The 16,190-nt window shown below is 62.3% G+C and carries 14 protein-coding genes; 9 read left to right on the forward strand and 5 right to left on the reverse strand.

The window, feature by feature from the left end; genetic code table 11:
* The first annotated feature begins 4 nt into the window (after positions 1–4).
* From murD to lpxC, 9 genes are all read left to right on the forward strand, one after another.
* A complete protein-coding gene (gene murD, locus BM382_RS07810) occupies positions 5–1,351 on the forward strand; it encodes a UDP-N-acetylmuramoyl-L-alanine--D-glutamate ligase (protein WP_019093698.1) in 1,347 nt (448 codons plus the stop codon).
* 2 nt (positions 1,352–1,353) lie between these two features.
* Positions 1,354–2,565, forward strand: a complete 1,212-nt coding sequence (gene ftsW / locus BM382_RS07815; protein ID WP_169892250.1) for a putative lipid II flippase FtsW — start codon at positions 1,354–1,356, stop codon at positions 2,563–2,565.
* The gene (gene murG, locus BM382_RS07820) at positions 2,555–3,625 is read left to right on the forward strand and encodes an undecaprenyldiphospho-muramoylpentapeptide beta-N-acetylglucosaminyltransferase (protein ID WP_072442542.1); all 1,071 of its coding nucleotides are present in this window, start codon (positions 2,555–2,557) and stop codon (positions 3,623–3,625) included. Before ftsW ends, murG begins: the two co-directional genes overlap by 11 nt.
* Complete coding sequence (gene murC / locus BM382_RS07825) at positions 3,618–5,072, forward strand: UDP-N-acetylmuramate--L-alanine ligase (protein WP_011063309.1); 1,455 nt, start codon at positions 3,618–3,620, stop codon at positions 5,070–5,072. The genes murG and murC overlap by 8 nt, the downstream gene beginning before the upstream one ends.
* Positions 5,069–6,025 carry a D-alanine--D-alanine ligase gene (locus tag BM382_RS07830; RefSeq protein WP_011063308.1) on the forward strand — a complete coding sequence of 319 codons (957 nt, stop codon included), beginning with the start codon at positions 5,069–5,071 and terminating at the stop codon, positions 6,023–6,025. The genes murC and BM382_RS07830 overlap by 4 nt, the downstream gene beginning before the upstream one ends.
* Before the next feature lie 4 nt (positions 6,026–6,029).
* Positions 6,030–6,896 (forward strand): cell division protein FtsQ/DivIB, encoded by an 867-nt coding sequence (locus tag BM382_RS07835; protein WP_015636926.1) that lies wholly within the window; start codon positions 6,030–6,032, stop codon positions 6,894–6,896.
* Positions 6,897–6,910: 14 nt separating this feature from the next.
* Complete coding sequence (gene ftsA, locus BM382_RS07840; RefSeq protein WP_011063306.1) at positions 6,911–8,170, forward strand: cell division protein FtsA; 1,260 nt, start codon at positions 6,911–6,913, stop codon at positions 8,168–8,170.
* Positions 8,171–8,242: 72 nt separating this feature from the next.
* Positions 8,243–9,436: a cell division protein FtsZ gene (ftsZ, locus tag BM382_RS07845; RefSeq protein ID WP_011063305.1), complete on the forward strand. Its 1,194-nt coding sequence runs from the start codon at positions 8,243–8,245 to the stop codon at positions 9,434–9,436.
* Positions 9,437–9,548: 112 nt separating this feature from the next.
* Positions 9,549–10,460, forward strand: coding sequence for a UDP-3-O-acyl-N-acetylglucosamine deacetylase (gene lpxC, locus BM382_RS07850; RefSeq protein WP_011063304.1), 912 nt, complete (start codon positions 9,549–9,551; stop codon positions 10,458–10,460).
* 68 nt (positions 10,461–10,528) lie between these two features.
* Here lpxC and BM382_RS07855 read toward each other — a convergent pair whose 3' ends face one another.
* The 5 genes from BM382_RS07855 to BM382_RS07875 form a co-directional block, all read right to left on the reverse strand.
* On the reverse strand, positions 10,529–12,052 hold the full coding sequence (locus BM382_RS07855; protein WP_015636925.1) for a sensor domain-containing diguanylate cyclase: 1,524 nt from the start codon (positions 12,050–12,052) through the stop codon (positions 10,529–10,531).
* 138 nt (positions 12,053–12,190) lie between these two features.
* Entirely contained in the window at positions 12,191–13,516 is a 1,326-nt protein-coding gene (locus BM382_RS07860; protein WP_053153705.1) for an OprD family porin, read from the reverse strand.
* A gap of 190 nt (positions 13,517–13,706) precedes the next feature.
* Positions 13,707–13,931, reverse strand: coding sequence for a hypothetical protein (locus tag BM382_RS07865; RefSeq protein WP_011063301.1), 225 nt, complete (start codon positions 13,929–13,931; stop codon positions 13,707–13,709).
* Between the two features lie 226 nt (positions 13,932–14,157).
* Positions 14,158–15,522, reverse strand: coding sequence for a heavy metal sensor histidine kinase (locus BM382_RS07870; RefSeq protein WP_041119787.1), 1,365 nt, complete (start codon positions 15,520–15,522; stop codon positions 14,158–14,160).
* Positions 15,512–16,189, reverse strand: a complete 678-nt coding sequence (locus tag BM382_RS07875) for a heavy metal response regulator transcription factor (protein ID WP_011063299.1) — start codon at positions 16,187–16,189, stop codon at positions 15,512–15,514. Before BM382_RS07875 ends, BM382_RS07870 begins: the two co-directional genes overlap by 11 nt.
* Position 16,190: the final 1 nt, after the last annotated feature.

Consider the following 16,190-nt stretch of genomic DNA (forward strand, 5'->3'; position numbering starts at 1 on the left):
ACGAGTGTCTCTGATCGCTTCTGACCACTTCCGCATCGTTGTCGGCCTCGGCAAGAGCGGCATGTCCCTGGTTCGCTTCCTGGCGAGCCGGGGCGTTGCCTTTGCGGTGGCCGATACGCGGGAAAATCCACCTGAGCTGGCCACGCTGCGGCGTGACTACCCGCAGGTGGAGGTGCGTTGTGGCGAGCTGGACGTGGACTTCCTGTGCCGTGCCGACGAACTCTACGTGAGCCCCGGCCTGGCCCTGGCGACCCCGGCCCTGCAGGCTGCTGCTGCCCGTGGGGTGAAATTGTCCGGTGATATCGAGCTGTTCGCGCGTAACGCAAAGGCACCGATCGTGGCAATCAGTGGTTCCAACGCCAAGAGCACCGTGACCACCCTGGTGGGCGAGATGGCAGCGGCGGCGGGCAAGCGCGTGGCGGTCGGCGGCAACCTCGGGACCCCGGCCCTGGACCTGCTCAGCGATGACGTCGAGCTGTACGTGATGGAGCTGTCCAGCTTCCAGCTGGAGACCACCGACCAGTTGGGCGCCGAAGTGGCCACCGTGCTCAACATCAGCGAAGACCACATGGACCGTTACAGCGGCCTGCCGGCCTACCACCTGGCCAAGCACCGGATCTTCCGTGGCGCCCGGCAGGTGGTCTTCAACCGCCAGGACGCTCTGACCCGGCCACTGATCGGTGAAGGCCTGCCATGCTGGACCTTCGGCCTGAGCAAGCCTGATTTCAAGGCCTTCGGCCTGCGCGAAGAGGACGGCGAGAAGTACCTGGCCTTCGAGTTCCAGAACCTGATGCCCGTGCGCGAGCTGAAGATCCGCGGCGCCCATAACCAGTCCAACGCCCTGGCAGCCTTGGCCCTGGGTCATGCAGTGGGCTTGCCGTTCGACGCCATGCTCGCGGCGCTGCGCACTTTCGCCGGCCTCGAGCATCGCTGCCAGTGGGTTCGCGATCTGGATGGCGTGGCGTACTACAACGACTCCAAGGCCACCAACGTGGGCGCCGCCCTGGCGGCCATCGAAGGCCTTGGCGCCGACATCGAAGGCAAGATCGTGCTGATCGCCGGTGGTGACGGCAAGGGCGCCGACTTCAAGGATCTGCGCGGCCCGGTGGCGGCCAACTGCCGCGCGGTGATCCTGATGGGGCGCGACTCCGATCAGATCGGCGAAGCCATCGGTGACGCCGTGCCGCTGATTCGTGTCGGCTCGCTGCAGGAAGCCGTGGAGCAATGCCGCGCCACTGCCCAGCCCGGTGATGTGGTGCTGCTGTCGCCGGCCTGCGCCAGTTTCGACATGTTCAAGAACTACGAAGACCGTGGCCACCAGTTCGTCCGCGTTGTGGAGGAACTGGCATGAACCTGAGAAACATCATCAAGCCCTATCCATCGCCGATCATCACCGGTCGGGGCATCGACCTCGATTTCCCGATGCTCGCCGGTTGCCTGACCCTGCTCGGCCTGGGCCTGGTCATGATTGCCTCGGCCTCCACTGAAGTGGCGGCGGCGCAGTCGGGCAGCGCCCTGTACTACATGATTCGCCACCTGATCTACATCCTGCTGGGCCTGGGGGCCTGCATCGTCACCATGATGATCCCGATCGCCACCTGGCAGCGCCTGGGCTGGTTGATGCTGATCGGTGCCTTCGGCCTGCTGGTGATGGTGATCATTCCAGGGATCGGCCGGGAAGTGAACGGTTCGATGCGCTGGATCGGCTTCAGCTTTTTCAACGTCCAGCCTTCCGAGATCGCCAAGGTGTTCGTGGTGATCTACCTCGCCGGTTACCTGGTGCGGCGCCAGAAAGAAGTGCGCGAGAGCTGGATGGGCTTCTTCAAGCCGTTCATCGTGCTGCTGCCCATGGCTGGCCTGCTGCTGATGGAGCCGGACTTCGGCGCCACTGTCGTAATGATGGGCGCCGCTGCGGCCATGCTGTTCCTGGGAGGGGTCGGGCTGTTCCGGTTTTCCCTGATGGTGGTGCTGGCGGTTGCCGCGGTGGTGCTGCTGATCCAGATGCAACCCTATCGTATGGCTCGTCTGACCAACTTCGCCGACCCCTGGGCCGACCAGTTCGGTGCCGGCTACCAGCTGTCCCAGGCGTTGATCGCCTTTGGTCGCGGCGAGTGGCTGGGCGTCGGCCTGGGCAACAGCGTGCAGAAACAGTTCTACCTGCCGGAGGCCCACACAGACTTCGTGTTCTCGGTACTGGCTGAAGAGCTGGGCGCCGTCGGTTCGCTGTGCACGGTGGCGCTGTTCGTCTTTGTCTGTATCCGCGGCATGTACATCGGCCTGTGGGCGGAAAAGGCCAAGCAGTTCTTTGCCGCCTATGTCGCCTACGGATTGTCGTTCCTGTGGATTGGTCAATTCCTGATCAACATCGGGGTGAACGTCGGCCTGTTGCCGACCAAGGGCCTGACCTTGCCTTTCCTTAGTTATGGCGGCAGCTCGCTGGTGATCTGCTGCGCCTGTCTGGGGTTGTTGCTGCGTATCGAATGGGAGAGCAGGACCCACCTGGGCAGTGAAGAGATGGAGTTCAGTGAAAGTGACTTTGCCGAGGAGCCGAGCCATGGGCGCTAATGTCCTGATCATGGCCGGCGGCACCGGAGGCCACGTGTTCCCGGCACTGGCCTGCGCCCGCGAGTTCCAGGCCCGTGGCTACACCGTGCACTGGCTGGGCACCCCGCGCGGCATCGAAAACGATCTGGTGCCTGCGGCCGGGCTGCCGTTGCACCTGATCAACGTCAGCGGTTTGCGGGGCAAGGGCAAGCTGTCCCTGCTCAAGGCGCCGTTCGTGTTGATCAAGGCCGTGCTCCAGGCGCGGCGGGTCATTCGCCAGTTGAAGCCGGTCTGTGTCCTGGGTTTTGGCGGTTATGTGACCGGCCCTGGTGGAGTTGCCGCGAAGTTGTCCGGGGTGCCGGTCATCGTTCATGAACAGAACGCCGTGGCCGGTACCGCCAATCGGCTGCTGGTGCCGTTGGCTGCCCGAGTCTGCGAAGCTTTCCCGGACACCTTCGGTGCCTCGCAAAGCCGGCGCACCACGGGCAACCCGGTACGCACCGAACTGTTCCTCGAAACACCGCGCGAGGCCCTGGCCGGACGCAAGGCGCGTTTGCTGATCCTGGGCGGAAGCCTGGGCGCAGAGCCGTTGAACAAGCTGTTGCCGGAAGCCTTGGCACAGGTCGCCCCCGAGCTGCGCCCGGAGGTGTTCCACCAGGCCGGCAAAAACCACGATGAAGTCACTGTAGAGCGCTATCGCGCCGCCGGCGTCGAGGCGCAGGTGCAGCCCTTTATCAAAGACATGGCCCAAGCCTATGGCTGGGCCGACCTGGTGGTCTGTCGCGCAGGCGCGTTGACCGTCAGCGAACTGGCTGCCGCCGGTCTGCCCTCGATGCTGGTGCCTTTGCCCCACGCGATCGACGACCACCAGACCCGCAATGCCGAATATTTGGCTCGTGAAGGTGCTGCCTTCCTGATGCCGCAAAGAACGACTGGTGCTGCGGACCTTGCCGCTCGCCTGACAGAGGTTTTGATGCAACCAGAACGACTCGACAACATGGCCCAGGCCGCCCGCCGCCTGTCCAAGCCCGGCGCCACCCACGACGTAGTGAATATCTGCCTGGAGGTGGCCCATGGTTGAGAATCAGAAAGCCATGCCGCAGCCGGAAATGCGCCGCATCCGCCGCATCCACTTCGTCGGTATCGGCGGCGTGGGCATGTGCGGGATTGCTGAAGTGCTGCTGAACCTGGGCTACCAGGTTTCCGGTTCCGACCTCAAGGCATCGCCGGTTACCGAGCGCCTGGAGTCCTTTGGCGCACAGATTTTCATCGGCCACCGCGCCGAGAACGCTGCCAATGCCGATGTGCTGGTGGTTTCCAGCGCCGTGAACACCTCCAACCCGGAAGTTGCCACGGCTCTGGAACGGCGTATTCCAGTGGTGCCGCGGGCGGAAATGCTCGCCGAACTGATGCGCTACCGTCACGGCGTGGCCGTGGCCGGCACCCACGGCAAGACCACCACCACCAGCCTGCTGGCCTCGGTATTCGCCGCTGGCGGCCTGGACCCGACGTTCGTCATCGGCGGGCGGCTGAATGCAGCGGGCACCAATGCACAACTGGGCACCAGCCGTTACCTGATTGCCGAAGCCGACGAAAGCGATGCCAGCTTCCTGCACCTGCAACCGCTGGTGGCTGTGGTCACCAACATCGACGCCGACCATATGGCGACCTACGACGGTGACTTCAACAAACTGAAGAAAACCTTTGTCGACTTCCTGCACAACCTGCCGTTCTACGGGCTGGCAGTGATGTGCCTGGACGATCCGGTGGTGCGCGAGATCCTGCCGCAGGTCAAGCGTCCGACCGTGACCTACGGCTTCAGCGAAGAAGCCGACGTGCGCGCCATCAATGTACGCCAGCAAGGCATGCAGACCTTCTTCACCGTACTGCGTCGCGACCGCGAGCCGCTGGACGTGTCGGTGAACATGCCGGGCAACCACAACGTGCTGAACTCCCTGGCGACCATCTGTATCGCCACCGACGAAGGCATCAGCGATGAAGCCATTGTCCAGGGCCTGTCGGGCTTCCAGGGTGTAGGCCGACGCTTCCAGGTCTATGGCGAACTGCCGGTGGAAGGGGGCAACGTGATGCTGGTGGACGACTACGGTCACCACCCGACCGAAGTCGCTGCGGTGATCAAGGCCGTGCGCGGTGGCTGGCCGGAACGCCGCCTGGTGATGGTCTACCAGCCGCACCGTTTCAGCCGTACCCGCGACCTGTACGACGACTTCGTGCAGGTACTGGCCGATGCCAACGTATTGCTGCTGATGGAGGTCTACCCGGCCGGCGAAGAGCCGATCCCGGGCGCCGACAGCCGTCAGTTGTGCCACAGCATCCGTCAGCGTGGCCAACTGGACCCGATCTACATCGAGCGTGGGGTCGACCTGGCACCGCTGGTCAAGCCGTTGCTGCGCGCCGGTGACATCCTGCTGTGTCAGGGTGCCGGTGACATCGGTGGCCTGGCGCCAAAACTGCTCGGCAGCCCGCTGTTCGCCGGTGCTGTAGCCGCTGGCAAGGGGGCGAAATGACCGCTGCCTACGCCAACCTGTTCTCTACCGTGAAACCGAGCGATTTCGGTCGCGTCGCCGTTCTTTACGGTGGCAAGAGCGCCGAGCGCGAAGTGTCGCTCAAGTCCGGCAAGGCCGTGCTTGAAGCGCTGCAGAGCGGCGGTGTGAACGCCTTCGGCATCGACGTCGGCGATGATCTGCTGCAACGTCTCTTGAGCGAGAAGATCGATCGTGCCTTCATCATTCTCCACGGTCGTGGCGGTGAAGACGGCAGCATGCAAGGGCTGCTGGAGTGCCTGGGGATTCCTTACACCGGCAGCGGCATCCTCGCTTCGGCCCTGGCCATGGACAAACTGCGTACCAAGCAGGTCTGGCACAGCCTGGGCATTCCGACGCCGCGCCACGCCGTATTGAGCTCCGAGGCCGATTGTATTTCCGCGGTGGCGGAACTGGGCCTGCCTTTGATCGTCAAACCGGCTCATGAAGGCTCCAGTATCGGTATGGCCAAGGTGACTTCCGCGTCCGAATTGATCGACGCATGGAAGGCGGCCAGTACCTACGATTCGCAAGTGTTGGTCGAGCAATGGATCCAGGGTCCGGAGTTCACCATCGCGACCCTGCGTGACCAGGTGCTGCCACCCATCGCCCTGGGCACTCCCCACACATTTTACGACTACGACGCCAAGTACCTGGCTTCCGATACCCAGTACCGGATCCCGTGCGGGCTCGACAGCTCCAAGGAACAGGAACTCATGGAACTCACGGCGAAAGCCTGTGAGGCGCTCGGTATCGCCGGTTGGGCACGTGCCGACGTGATGCAGGACGCCCAGGGGCAGTTCTGGTTCCTGGAAGTGAATACCGCTCCGGGCATGACCGATCACAGTCTGGTTCCGATGGCGGCCCGCGCGGCCGGCCTGGATTTCCAGCAACTGGTATTGGCCATCCTGGCAGCCAGTCTTGAGGCGAGAGGTTAAGTCCATGCAAGGCGCGTCGCTTCGTCATCAGCAACCCGCACCCGGCCGCAAGCCGGTGCCGCGGGGTGCCAGCCGAATGGTGGCCAAAGAGCCGATGTCGGCGCGCCTGCCGAAAGCCAACTTCGGCTTTCTGAAAAGCCTGTTCTGGCCGGTGCTGCTGGTGGCTCTGGGGTTTGGCACCTATGAAGGGGCCCAGCGCCTGCTGCCGTACGCCGACCGCCCGATCACCAAGATCGCGGTGCAGGGGGACTTGAGCTACATAAGCCAGCAGGCGGTGCAGCAGCGGATCGCGCCTTATGTCGCGGCGAGCTTCTTCACCATCGACCTGGCGAGCATGCGCACCGAGCTGGAGCAGATGCCCTGGATCGCCCACGCCGAGGTACGTCGGGTGTGGCCGGACCAAGTGGTGATTCGCCTGGAAGAACAACTGCCGGTGGCCCGCTGGGGCGACGAGGCGCTGTTGAACAACCAGGGCCAGGCCTTCACCCCGCGTGAACTGGCGAACTATGAGCACTTGCCGCAGTTGTTCGGGCCGCAGCGGGCCCAGCAGCAAGTGATGCAGCAGTATCAGGTGTTGAGCCAGATGCTGCGGCCGCTGGGCTTTTCGATCGCCCGTCTGGAGCTGCGCGAGCGCGGCAGCTGGTTCCTGACCACCGGCGCCGGCAGTGCCGGCCCGGGTATCGAACTGCTCCTGGGCCGCGATCACCTGGTGGAGAAGATGCGCCGCTTCATTGCCATTTATGAAAAAACGCTGAAAGAACAGATCACGAACATCGCGCGCATCGATCTGCGCTACGCCAACGGCCTGGCCGTCGGCTGGCGCGATCCGGCGGCACCCACGACGGCGCAACCTGCCGTCGCGAAGAATTAAGAAGAGGCAGGACCATGGCAAATGTGCAAAGCGGCAAAATGATCGTCGGCCTGGATATCGGTACCTCCAAGGTTGTGGCGCTGGTGGGCGAAGTCGCGGCCGATGGCTCGCTGGAAATCGTCGGCATCGGCACCCATCCTTCCCGCGGCCTGAAGAAGGGCGTGGTGGTGAATATCGAATCCACCGTGCAGTCGATCCAGCGTGCGGTGGAAGAGGCGCAACTGATGGCGGGCTGCCGTATCCACTCGGCGTTCGTCGGTGTGGCGGGCAATCACATCCGCAGCCTGAACTCCCACGGCATCGTGGCGATTCGCGACCGTGAAGTCAGCTCGGCGGACCTGGAGCGGGTCCTCGACGCTGCCCAGGCCGTGGCGATCCCGGCTGACCAGCGGGTTCTGCACACCCTGCCGCAGGATTACGTGATCGACAACCAGGAAGGCGTGCGTGAACCCCTGGGCATGTCCGGCGTACGCCTGGAAGCCAAGGTGCACGTGGTCACCTGTGCAGTGAATGCCGCGCAGAATATCGAAAAATGCGTGCGCCGCTGCGGCCTGGAAATCGACGACATCATCCTCGAGCAGCTGGCTTCGGCCTACTCGGTGCTCACCGACGACGAGAAAGAGCTGGGCGTGTGCCTGGTGGACATCGGCGGCGGCACCACCGACATGGCGATCTTCACCGAAGGCGCGATCCGCCACACCGCGGTGATTCCGATTGCCGGCGACCAGGTGACCAACGACATCGCCATGGCCCTGCGTACCCCGACCCAGTACGCCGAGGAAATCAAGATCCGTTACGCCTGCGCCCTGGCCAAGCTGGCCGGTGCCGGCGAAACCATCAAGGTGCCAAGCGTTGGCGACCGCCCACCGCGCGAACTCTCGCGCCAGGCCCTGGCCGAGGTGGTCGAACCGCGTTACGACGAACTGTTCACCCTGATCCAGGCCGAACTGCGCCGCAGTGGCTACGAAGACCTGATCCCGGCGGGCATCGTGCTCACTGGCGGCACTTCGAAGATGGAAGGCGCGGTGGAACTGGCCGAGGAAATTTTCCACATGCCGGTTCGCCTGGGCGTGCCCCACAGTGTCAAGGGCCTGTCCGACGTGGTGCGCAACCCGATCTATTCCACCGGTGTCGGCTTGCTGCTGTACGGGCTGCAGAAACAGTCCGACGGCATCTCGTTCTCCGGCATCGGCAGCCGCGACAGCTACAGCAGCGACGAGCCCAAGGCGGCACTGCTCGATCGCATCAAGAGCTGGGTGCAGGGCAACTTCTAAAGATTTACCGCAACACCGTTTCAAAGCAGTAGGCAGTAGGCGAAAAACTAGAGAAATGAAAGGAGAGGGAAAATGTTCGAACTCGTAGACAACATCCCGCAAAGTCCGGTAATCAAGGTTATCGGTGTTGGCGGTGGCGGCGGCAACGCGGTCAATCACATGGTCAAGAGCAACATCGAAGGCGTCGAGTTCATCTGCGCCAACACTGATGCTCAAGCGCTGAAAAACATCGGCGCGCGGACCATCCTGCAACTGGGTACCGGCGTGACCAAGGGCCTGGGCGCGGGTGCCAATCCGGAAGTCGGCCGTCAAGCCGCCCTGGAAGACCGCGAGCGTATCGCTGAAGTACTGGCGGGCACCAACATGGTGTTCATCACCACCGGCATGGGCGGCGGTACCGGTACCGGTGCGGCGCCGATCATTGCTGAAGTGGCCAAGGAAATGGGCATCCTCACCGTTGCGGTGGTGACCCGTCCGTTCCCGTTCGAAGGCCGCAAGCGCATGCAGATCGCCGATGAGGGCATCCGCGCGCTGAGCGAAAGCGTCGACTCGTTGATCACCATCCCCAACGAGAAACTGCTGACCATCCTCGGCAAGGACGCCAGCCTGCTGTCGGCTTTCGCCAAGGCGGACGACGTGTTGGCCGGTGCCGTTCGCGGTATTTCCGACATCATCAAGCGTCCGGGCATGATCAACGTCGACTTCGCCGACGTACGTACCGTGATGAGCGAAATGGGCATGGCGATGATGGGCACTGGCTGCGCCAGCGGTCCGAACCGTGCACGTGAAGCTACTGAAGCGGCGATCCGCAACCCGCTGCTGGAAGACGTGAACCTGGAAGGCGCACGCGGCATCCTGGTGAACATCACCGCCGGTCCTGACTTGTCCCTGGGCGAGTACTCCGACGTGGGTAGCATCATCGAGGCCTTCGCTTCCGAACACGCCATGGTCAAGGTCGGTACCGTTATCGATCCGGACATGCGTGACGAGCTGCATGTAACCGTAGTGGCCACCGGCCTGGGCGCAAAAATCGAGAAGCCTGTGAAGGTCATCGACAACACCGTCCAGACTTCCATGTCCGCCCAGTCGCAAGCGCCAGCCCCTGCTCGCCAGGAACTGCCGTCGGTGAACTACCGTGACCTGGACCGTCCGACCGTCATGCGCAATCAGGCGCAGTCGAACGCGGCGACCGCGGCGAAGCTGAATCCGCAAGATGATCTGGACTACCTGGACATCCCGGCATTCCTGCGTCGTCAGGCCGATTGATGGAATGCATCAGGGGTATTAGGGTGATTGGTGTTCAGCAAAGGCATGGTCTGCTATTATTGCCAGCCTTTGTTGATACCAGTTCGCAATTTGCGCTGAAGCGGCCCAAGCCATGATTAAACAACGCACCCTGAAGAATATTATCCGTGCCACAGGTGTAGGCCTGCATTCCGGGGAGAAGGTATACCTGACCCTCAAGCCTGCGCCTGTCGACACCGGCATTGTGTTTTGTCGTGCCGACCTGGACCCTGTGGTGCAGATTCCTGCTCGCGCGGAAAATGTTGGCGAAACCACGATGTCGACCACTCTGGTCAACGGTGACGTCAAAGTGGACACGGTGGAGCACTTGCTCTCGGCCATGGCTGGCCTGGGCATCGATAACGCCTACGTCGAGCTCTCCGCGTCTGAAGTCCCGATCATGGATGGCAGTGCCGGACCCTTCGTATTCCTGATTCAATCTGCTGGCCTCGAAGAACAGGACGCAGCTAAAAAGTTCATCCGCATCCTTCGTGAAGTGACCGTGGAAGACGGCGACAAGCGCGCCACTTTCGTGCCTTTCGATGGTTTTAAAGTGAGCTTCGAGATCGATTTCGATCACCCGGTTTTCCGTGACCGCACCCAGAGTGCAAGCGTGGACTTCTCCAGTACTTCGTTTGTAAAAGAAGTCAGCCGCGCCCGTACCTTTGGTTTCATGAGTGATATCGAGTACCTGCGCAAGCACAACCTCGCACTCGGCGGCAGCGTGGAAAACGCAATTGTGGTCGATTCGGATGGCGTACTGAATGAAGACGGTCTTCGCTACGAAGACGAATTCGTCAAGCACAAGATCCTGGATGCAATTGGCGACCTCTACCTGCTGGGCAACAGCCTGATAGGTGAGTTCAAAGGCTTCAAGTCGGGCCATGCACTGAACAACCAGCTACTGCGCAAGTTGATTGAGCAGAAAGATGCCTGGGAAGTCGTGACCTTCGAAGATGCCAGCACTGCACCGATCTCTTACATGCGTCCGGTTGCGGCCGTGTAAGTCACTCTCTCTTTCCTTTTGTTTTTGAAGGCCATCCCCCCGGATGGCCTTTTTTTATGCCTGCGGTTTCAAGCGCCGCGCTTGGAGCCGCCCTGGGACATGTTGGAAACCACCCGGTTGCGCCCGCTGTACTTGGCCTGATACAGCGCCTTGTCGGCGTCGCTCACCCATTGTTCAAGACCGATATCGAGGTTACCCGACCAGGTGTTGATGCCAATGCTCACGGTCAGCGGCGCGGCGTGTTCGCTGATGGCCGGCAAGGCGGCGATGCTGGTGCGGATCTTCTCGGCGAGTACGGCGGCACCGGCACTGTCGGTTCCTGGCAGGATGACCGCAAACTCCTCGCCGCCATAGCGCGCCGCCAGGTCCGAGGGGCGCCCGACGCAGGCGCCAATGCTCTGTGCCACCACACGCAAGGCCTGGTCCCCCAGTGGATGGCCGAAGCGGTCGTTGAAGGATTTGAAGTGATCGACATCGACCATCAATAGCGACAACGGCAGGTTGGCTCGCCGGGCCCGCGACCATTCGTTGCCCAGCACCTGGTCCAGGGTACGGCGATTGGCCAGGCCGGTGAGGGCATCGACGGCTGCCAGGCGCGCCAGTTCCTGCTCGGCGCTCTGCCGGCGCCGCAGTTCGCGGCACAACTGCCAGGTCAGCCAGAACAGGGCGATGCAGAGGGCGCCAGTGGCGCCGCTGATCAGCACCGCGGTGCGTTGCCAGGCTCCGAAGACCTCGTCGATGGACAGCGCGACAATCACGATCAGGGGCAGATCGCCGACCTGGGAAAAGGTGTACAGCCGCTGCTTCTGATCAACGCTGGAGACGCTGCTGAAGCTGCCGTTGCCTTCACGCAGAATGCGGACGAAGTTGGGGCGGCTGCTGAAGTTCTTGCCTATCAGGTCGTCTGCCAGCGGCGGTTGCTGGGCCAGCAGAACGCCGTCGCGGCTCACCAGGTTGATCGTACCGTTGCGACCGATATCCAGATTTCTGAACAGCTCGTTGAAGTAGCTCAGGCGCATGGCCGCTTCGGCCACCCCGATGAACTGGCCATGCTCGTCGCTGAGCCGGCGGCTGAAGCTGATCCGCCAGTCGTGATCGGCGGTGCGCGCGCGGAACGGCGGGCTGATCATCATCCTCGGGTCCGGATTGTCGATGTGCGATCGAAAGTACTCGCGATCGGCGTAGTTGCCCGTGCGCGGCACGACCGAGGCCGAGTCGGCCAGCACGTCGCCGTGCCTGTCCAGCAGCAGGATGTCGCCCTTGTAGGGCGCTGCGGTGGCCCGGTCGAACAGCGCCAGGTGACGTATGGACGCCGAAACATCCTTCAGATCGTCACGTTGCGCGGCACTGATCAGTCCCTTGAGAGACAGGTCGTAGAGCTCGACGTTGCGCAATACATCGGCGTCGATCAGTTGCACGATGTTGTTGGCGGCACGTGTGGCAGCCTGTTCGGCAGCGGCGTGTTCGCGGATCAACAGGTAGGTGACGATGCCGAGAATGGCTACAACGATCAGCGAGCTGGAGAGGATCAGCAGGCGCTCGGTATTTGACGCGATCTTCCCTGTGCGGGGTGTCGCACTACTCACGTTCATGATTTTGATTTCTGCTGCGTCGACAGTTTTGAGTCTAGTGTGGACGTGGGCTACAGAAATCGGTCACGCCTGCGCGCTTGTATAAATCTCCGATAAAAAAAGACCAGCAAAACATGCTGGTCTTTTTGTTTGGGCGGCTTAGAAGACGTTGATCGGGTAGTCGACGATCACCCGGTATTCGTCGGTGTCGTTGTCCAGCGCGCCGTAGCCGTTGCCGCCACGGTTGGTGGCCCACTGCAGGCGTACGGCGAGGTCCTTGGCGCTGCCGCCCTGCACCACGTACTTGAGGTCCAGGTCGCGCTCCCAGTGCTTGGCGTTCTTGCCGTCGGCGCTGTACCAGCTGGCATAGCCGCGGCTGGCCGGATCGACCTTGGTCAGGTCCAGCTCGCCACGCGAGTAGGACAGCGCCGAAGTCAGGCCCGGCAGGCCGAGACCGGCAAAGTCATAGGCGTACTTGAGCTTCCACGAACGCTCGTTGGGGCCGTTGAAGTCCGAATACTGCTGGGAGTTGTCCAGGTAGATGCTGTCGCCCTGGGCGATGTAGTCGAACGGTGTGTTGCCGTTGACCCGCTGATAGGCCGCGGTGACGCTGTGGTTACCCACACCGACGGTGAAGTGCAGGCTGTAGGTGTTGTTGTCGATGTTGCCCAGCAGCGCCTGGCCGGTGTCCTGAGTGTGATAGAAGTGCAGGCCCGGGTTGAGGCTGACCAGTTCGTTGACCGCGTAGGTGTAGTCCAGGTCGTAGTAGTACTGGTTCCAGATGTCCTTGAGTTCGGACGCGTAGAGGCTGCTGGTCAGCCCTGGCACGCCGCTCCAGGCCACGCCGGCCCAGTTCAGGTGCAGGCTCTCGTCGCCCTCGCGCAGGCTGCCGTAGGAAGTACCGATGCGCTTGTGTCCGCTCTGGTTGTACGGCTTGGTGAAGCTGGCCTGGCCGCCCTCGATCAACCAGCCGTCGAAGCTGTGGTTGGTCAGGCTCACGCCGCGGAAGGTCTGGGGCAGCATGCGGCTCATGCCGCCGGCGATCACCGGGTTGTTGAGGAACAGGTCGCCAGCCTTGAGCTCGGTATCGAAGGCCCGCATTTTCAAGGTGGCGCCGGCGGTGGAGAACGAGCCGGGTGCCTTGTGCCGGCCATCGTCGCTGATAGGCAGGATGCTCGACTTGGTGGTGCCGCCACCACCGTCCAGCTTGAGGCCGAGCATGGCGTTGGCATCAAGGCCGAAACCCACGGTGCCCTGGGTGTAGCCCGACTCGAAGACGCCGAGAAAACCCTGGCCCCATTCGATGTTGTCTTTGTTCTGCTGCAGGCGGTTGCGGTTCATGTAGTAGTTGCGGGCGTTGAGCTTGAGGCTCGAACCCTCGACAAAACCCTCGGCCTTGGTTTCTTCGGCGGCTTGCCCGAGTGTCGGGATCGTTGCGGCGATTGCAATGAACAGGGGGCTGATCTTCAGTGAGGTCTTGAACAACGTTTAGCTCCTTTGGTGAACGACAATGGCTTCTTATTGTGAATTCGGGTGTTTCTTGTTCTGGGTATGACGAGTGTGCCGAGGGTTTCTATACGGCAAAAAAAAGCCGCTGAACTCAGCGGCTTTAAGACAACTTACTCCCGGGTTGAAAGCAGAGAAGTTGTCGAGGGAAACAAGTCGGAAGCGTGGATCAACTGTCTTTCTGAGTGTCGCTCTTGCTTTGCTCGGCAGTGATCTTCTGGGCTTGCTGAGTGTTTTGCTGCTGGGCTGCCTGGGCGATCTGGGCTTGTTCGAAAGCGGCGGCGCGTGCGGCATTTCTTGCCACGAATCCCTGGGATTCTTCGGCCATGGCCATTGGTGCCACGAACAGGGAAGACAAAACAAACGCGCTGGCGATACCCATACTGTTGGACATTTCTGAAGACCTTCTTGCAGAGCAAGTTCAATTCGGTGCGACAAAAATATAACCACGTGGCTGTTGGAAAAAGAGCCGAACAGGATAAGGACTGTTACAAAAAAAACAATAGTAGGAGCTGGCTTGTAGGAGCTGGCTTGCCAGCGAACGCGTCCTATTGCCTTGCGCCGGATGTGTTGACGCCTTCGCCGGCAAGCCGGCTCCTACAGAATCCGAGAATCCCGAGTCAGAGAGGCAGGTACAGGCCGAAGGTATTGATGCCCCGGTCGCTGCGCACGAACACATCGCCGCCATGCATCAGGGCGATGGCCTTGACGATGGCCAGCCCCAGGCCGTGATTGGCACCGCTGTTGCTGCGCGAGGCATCCACCCGGTAGAAACGCTCGAACAGCCGTGGCAGGTGTTCACTGGCAATGTCCTGCCCCGGGTTGCTGACGGCGATCGCCACCTGGTGTTCCTGGACCTCGATCCGCACCTGGATCACTTCCCCGGCTGCGGTGTGCTGCACCGCGTTGCTCAGCAGGTTGATCAGGGCCCGGCGCAGGTGGGCAACCTCGATCCGCACCTGGGCATCGCCCTGAACCTCGACCCTGACCTGGGCGTCTTCGAGGATGAAGTCCAGGTAGTCCAGGGTCGTTGCCACTTCCGCCGCCAGGGAACTGGTGGTGAGCTTGGTGGCCTTGCTGCCCTGGTCGGCACTGGCCAGGAACAGCATGTCGTTGATGATCGAACGCAGCCGCTCCAGCTCTTCGAGGTTCGATTGCAGTACCTCGAAGTAATGCTCCGCCGAGCGCCCCCGGGTCAGGGCGACCTGGGTCTGGCCGATCAGGTTGGTCAGGGGCGAGCGCAGTTCGTGGGCCACATCGGCGTTGAACGACTCCAGGCGCGAGTAGGCGTGTTCGACCCGTTCCAACGTGGAGTTGAAGGAATTGACGAACTGCTTCAGTTCCGGCGGCAGTGGCGACAATTGCAGGCGCCCGGACAGCCGTGGCGGTGCCAGGCGCTGGGCTTCCTGGGAGAGCTTGATCAGCGGCTTGAGGCCGATCCGCGCCACCCAGTAGCCCAGGGCCGAGGCCAGCAGCACGCCGACAATGGCCAGGCCGATCAGGGCCATCAGCAACTGATGCTGGGTCTGGTGGAAGGTGTCGGTGTCGATGGCGATCAGAAAGCGCAGGGCCGGGCGCTGTTCCTTGGCCGGCAACTGGCTGACCAGGACTTTCAGCGGATAGGGGTGATCGCTCAGGTTCAGGTCACGCATGCCCAGGGGGCCTTGGGCGAATTCGCGGATCTGCGCGTCGGGGCTGCCGTATTCATAGCCGGGGTCGCCGCTGATGGCCCAGAAGCGGATGCGCTTGTCTTCCTCGCTCAGCAGCTTGAGCTTGGCGTTGATCTTGGCCCAGTGCTCGGGGTTGCCGTAGCGGGTCAGGGCCGACTCCAGCACGCTGTAGCGCGCATCCAGTTCGGCTTCCGGGAGCAGCCCCAGGCCCTTGTCCACCTGCTGGTAGAGGGCCCCGCCAATCAGCAGGAAGATCAGCAGCGCCACCAGAGTGAACAGCCCGCTCAGGCGCAGGGCGATGGAGTTACTCGGCACCGCGGCTCTCCAGCACATAGCCCATGCCACGGATGGTGTGCAGCAGTTTCTGCTCGAAGGGGCCGTCGAGCTTGGCCCGCAGGCGCTTGATCGCCACTTCGACGACATTCGCGTCGCTGTCGAAATTGATGTCCCAGACCATTTCAGCGATGGCGGTCTTGGACAGGATCTCGCCCTGGCGCCGGGCCAGCACGCTGAGCAGGGAAAACTCCTTGGCGGTCAGGTCCAGGCGGCTGCCGGCACGGCTGGCCTTGCGGCTGATCAGGTCGATCCACAGGTCGGCGATGCTGATCTGCACCGGCTCATGCCCACCGCTGCGACGGGTCAGGGCTTGCAGGCGGGCCACCAGTTCAAGGAAGGAGAAGGGCTTGCCCAGGTAGTCGTCGGCGCCATCGCGCAGGCCCTTGATGCGGTCTTCCACGCGTTCGCGGGCGGTGAGCATGATCACCGGGGTCTGCTTGCGCGCACGCAGTGCTCGCAATACGCCAAAGCCATCCAGGCCGGGCAGCATCACATCCAGCACTATCACGGCATAGTCGCCCTCCAGAGCCATGTGCAGGCCTTCGACGCCGTCCCGGGCCAGGTCGACGGTGTAGCCTTGCTCGGTCAACCCGCGGTGCAGGTAATCGGCCGTTTTTTCTTCGTCTTCGATAATCAGAACGCGCATG

This window comes from Pseudomonas sp. NFPP25, assembly GCF_900116505.1.
GTDB classification, from domain to species: Bacteria; Pseudomonadota; Gammaproteobacteria; order Pseudomonadales; family Pseudomonadaceae; genus Aquipseudomonas; species Aquipseudomonas protegens.

Bases quoted from the DNA above. Each gene is read 5' to 3' on its own strand.
- murG (WP_072442542.1), top strand. From the start codon at position 2,555: ATGGGCGCTAATGTCCTGATCATGGCCGGCGGCACCGGAGGCCACGTG.
- BM382_RS07865 (WP_011063301.1), bottom strand. From the start codon at position 13,931: ATGTCCAACAGTATGGGTATCGCCAGCGCGTTTGTTTTGTCTTCCCTG.
- BM382_RS07830 (WP_011063308.1), top strand. From the start codon at position 5,069: ATGACCGCTGCCTACGCCAACCTGTTCTCTACCGTGAAACCGAGCGAT.
- murC (WP_011063309.1), top strand. From the start codon at position 3,618: ATGGTTGAGAATCAGAAAGCCATGCCGCAGCCGGAAATGCGCCGCATC.
- BM382_RS07835 (WP_015636926.1), top strand. From the start codon at position 6,030: ATGCAAGGCGCGTCGCTTCGTCATCAGCAACCCGCACCCGGCCGCAAG.
- lpxC (WP_011063304.1), top strand. From the start codon at position 9,549: ATGATTAAACAACGCACCCTGAAGAATATTATCCGTGCCACAGGTGTA.
- ftsZ (WP_011063305.1), top strand. From the start codon at position 8,243: ATGTTCGAACTCGTAGACAACATCCCGCAAAGTCCGGTAATCAAGGTT.
- ftsA (WP_011063306.1), top strand. From the start codon at position 6,911: ATGGCAAATGTGCAAAGCGGCAAAATGATCGTCGGCCTGGATATCGGT.
- BM382_RS07875 (WP_011063299.1), bottom strand. From the start codon at position 16,189: ATGCGCGTTCTGATTATCGAAGACGAAGAAAAAACGGCCGATTACCTG.
- BM382_RS07855 (WP_015636925.1), bottom strand. From the start codon at position 12,052: ATGAACGTGAGTAGTGCGACACCCCGCACAGGGAAGATCGCGTCAAAT.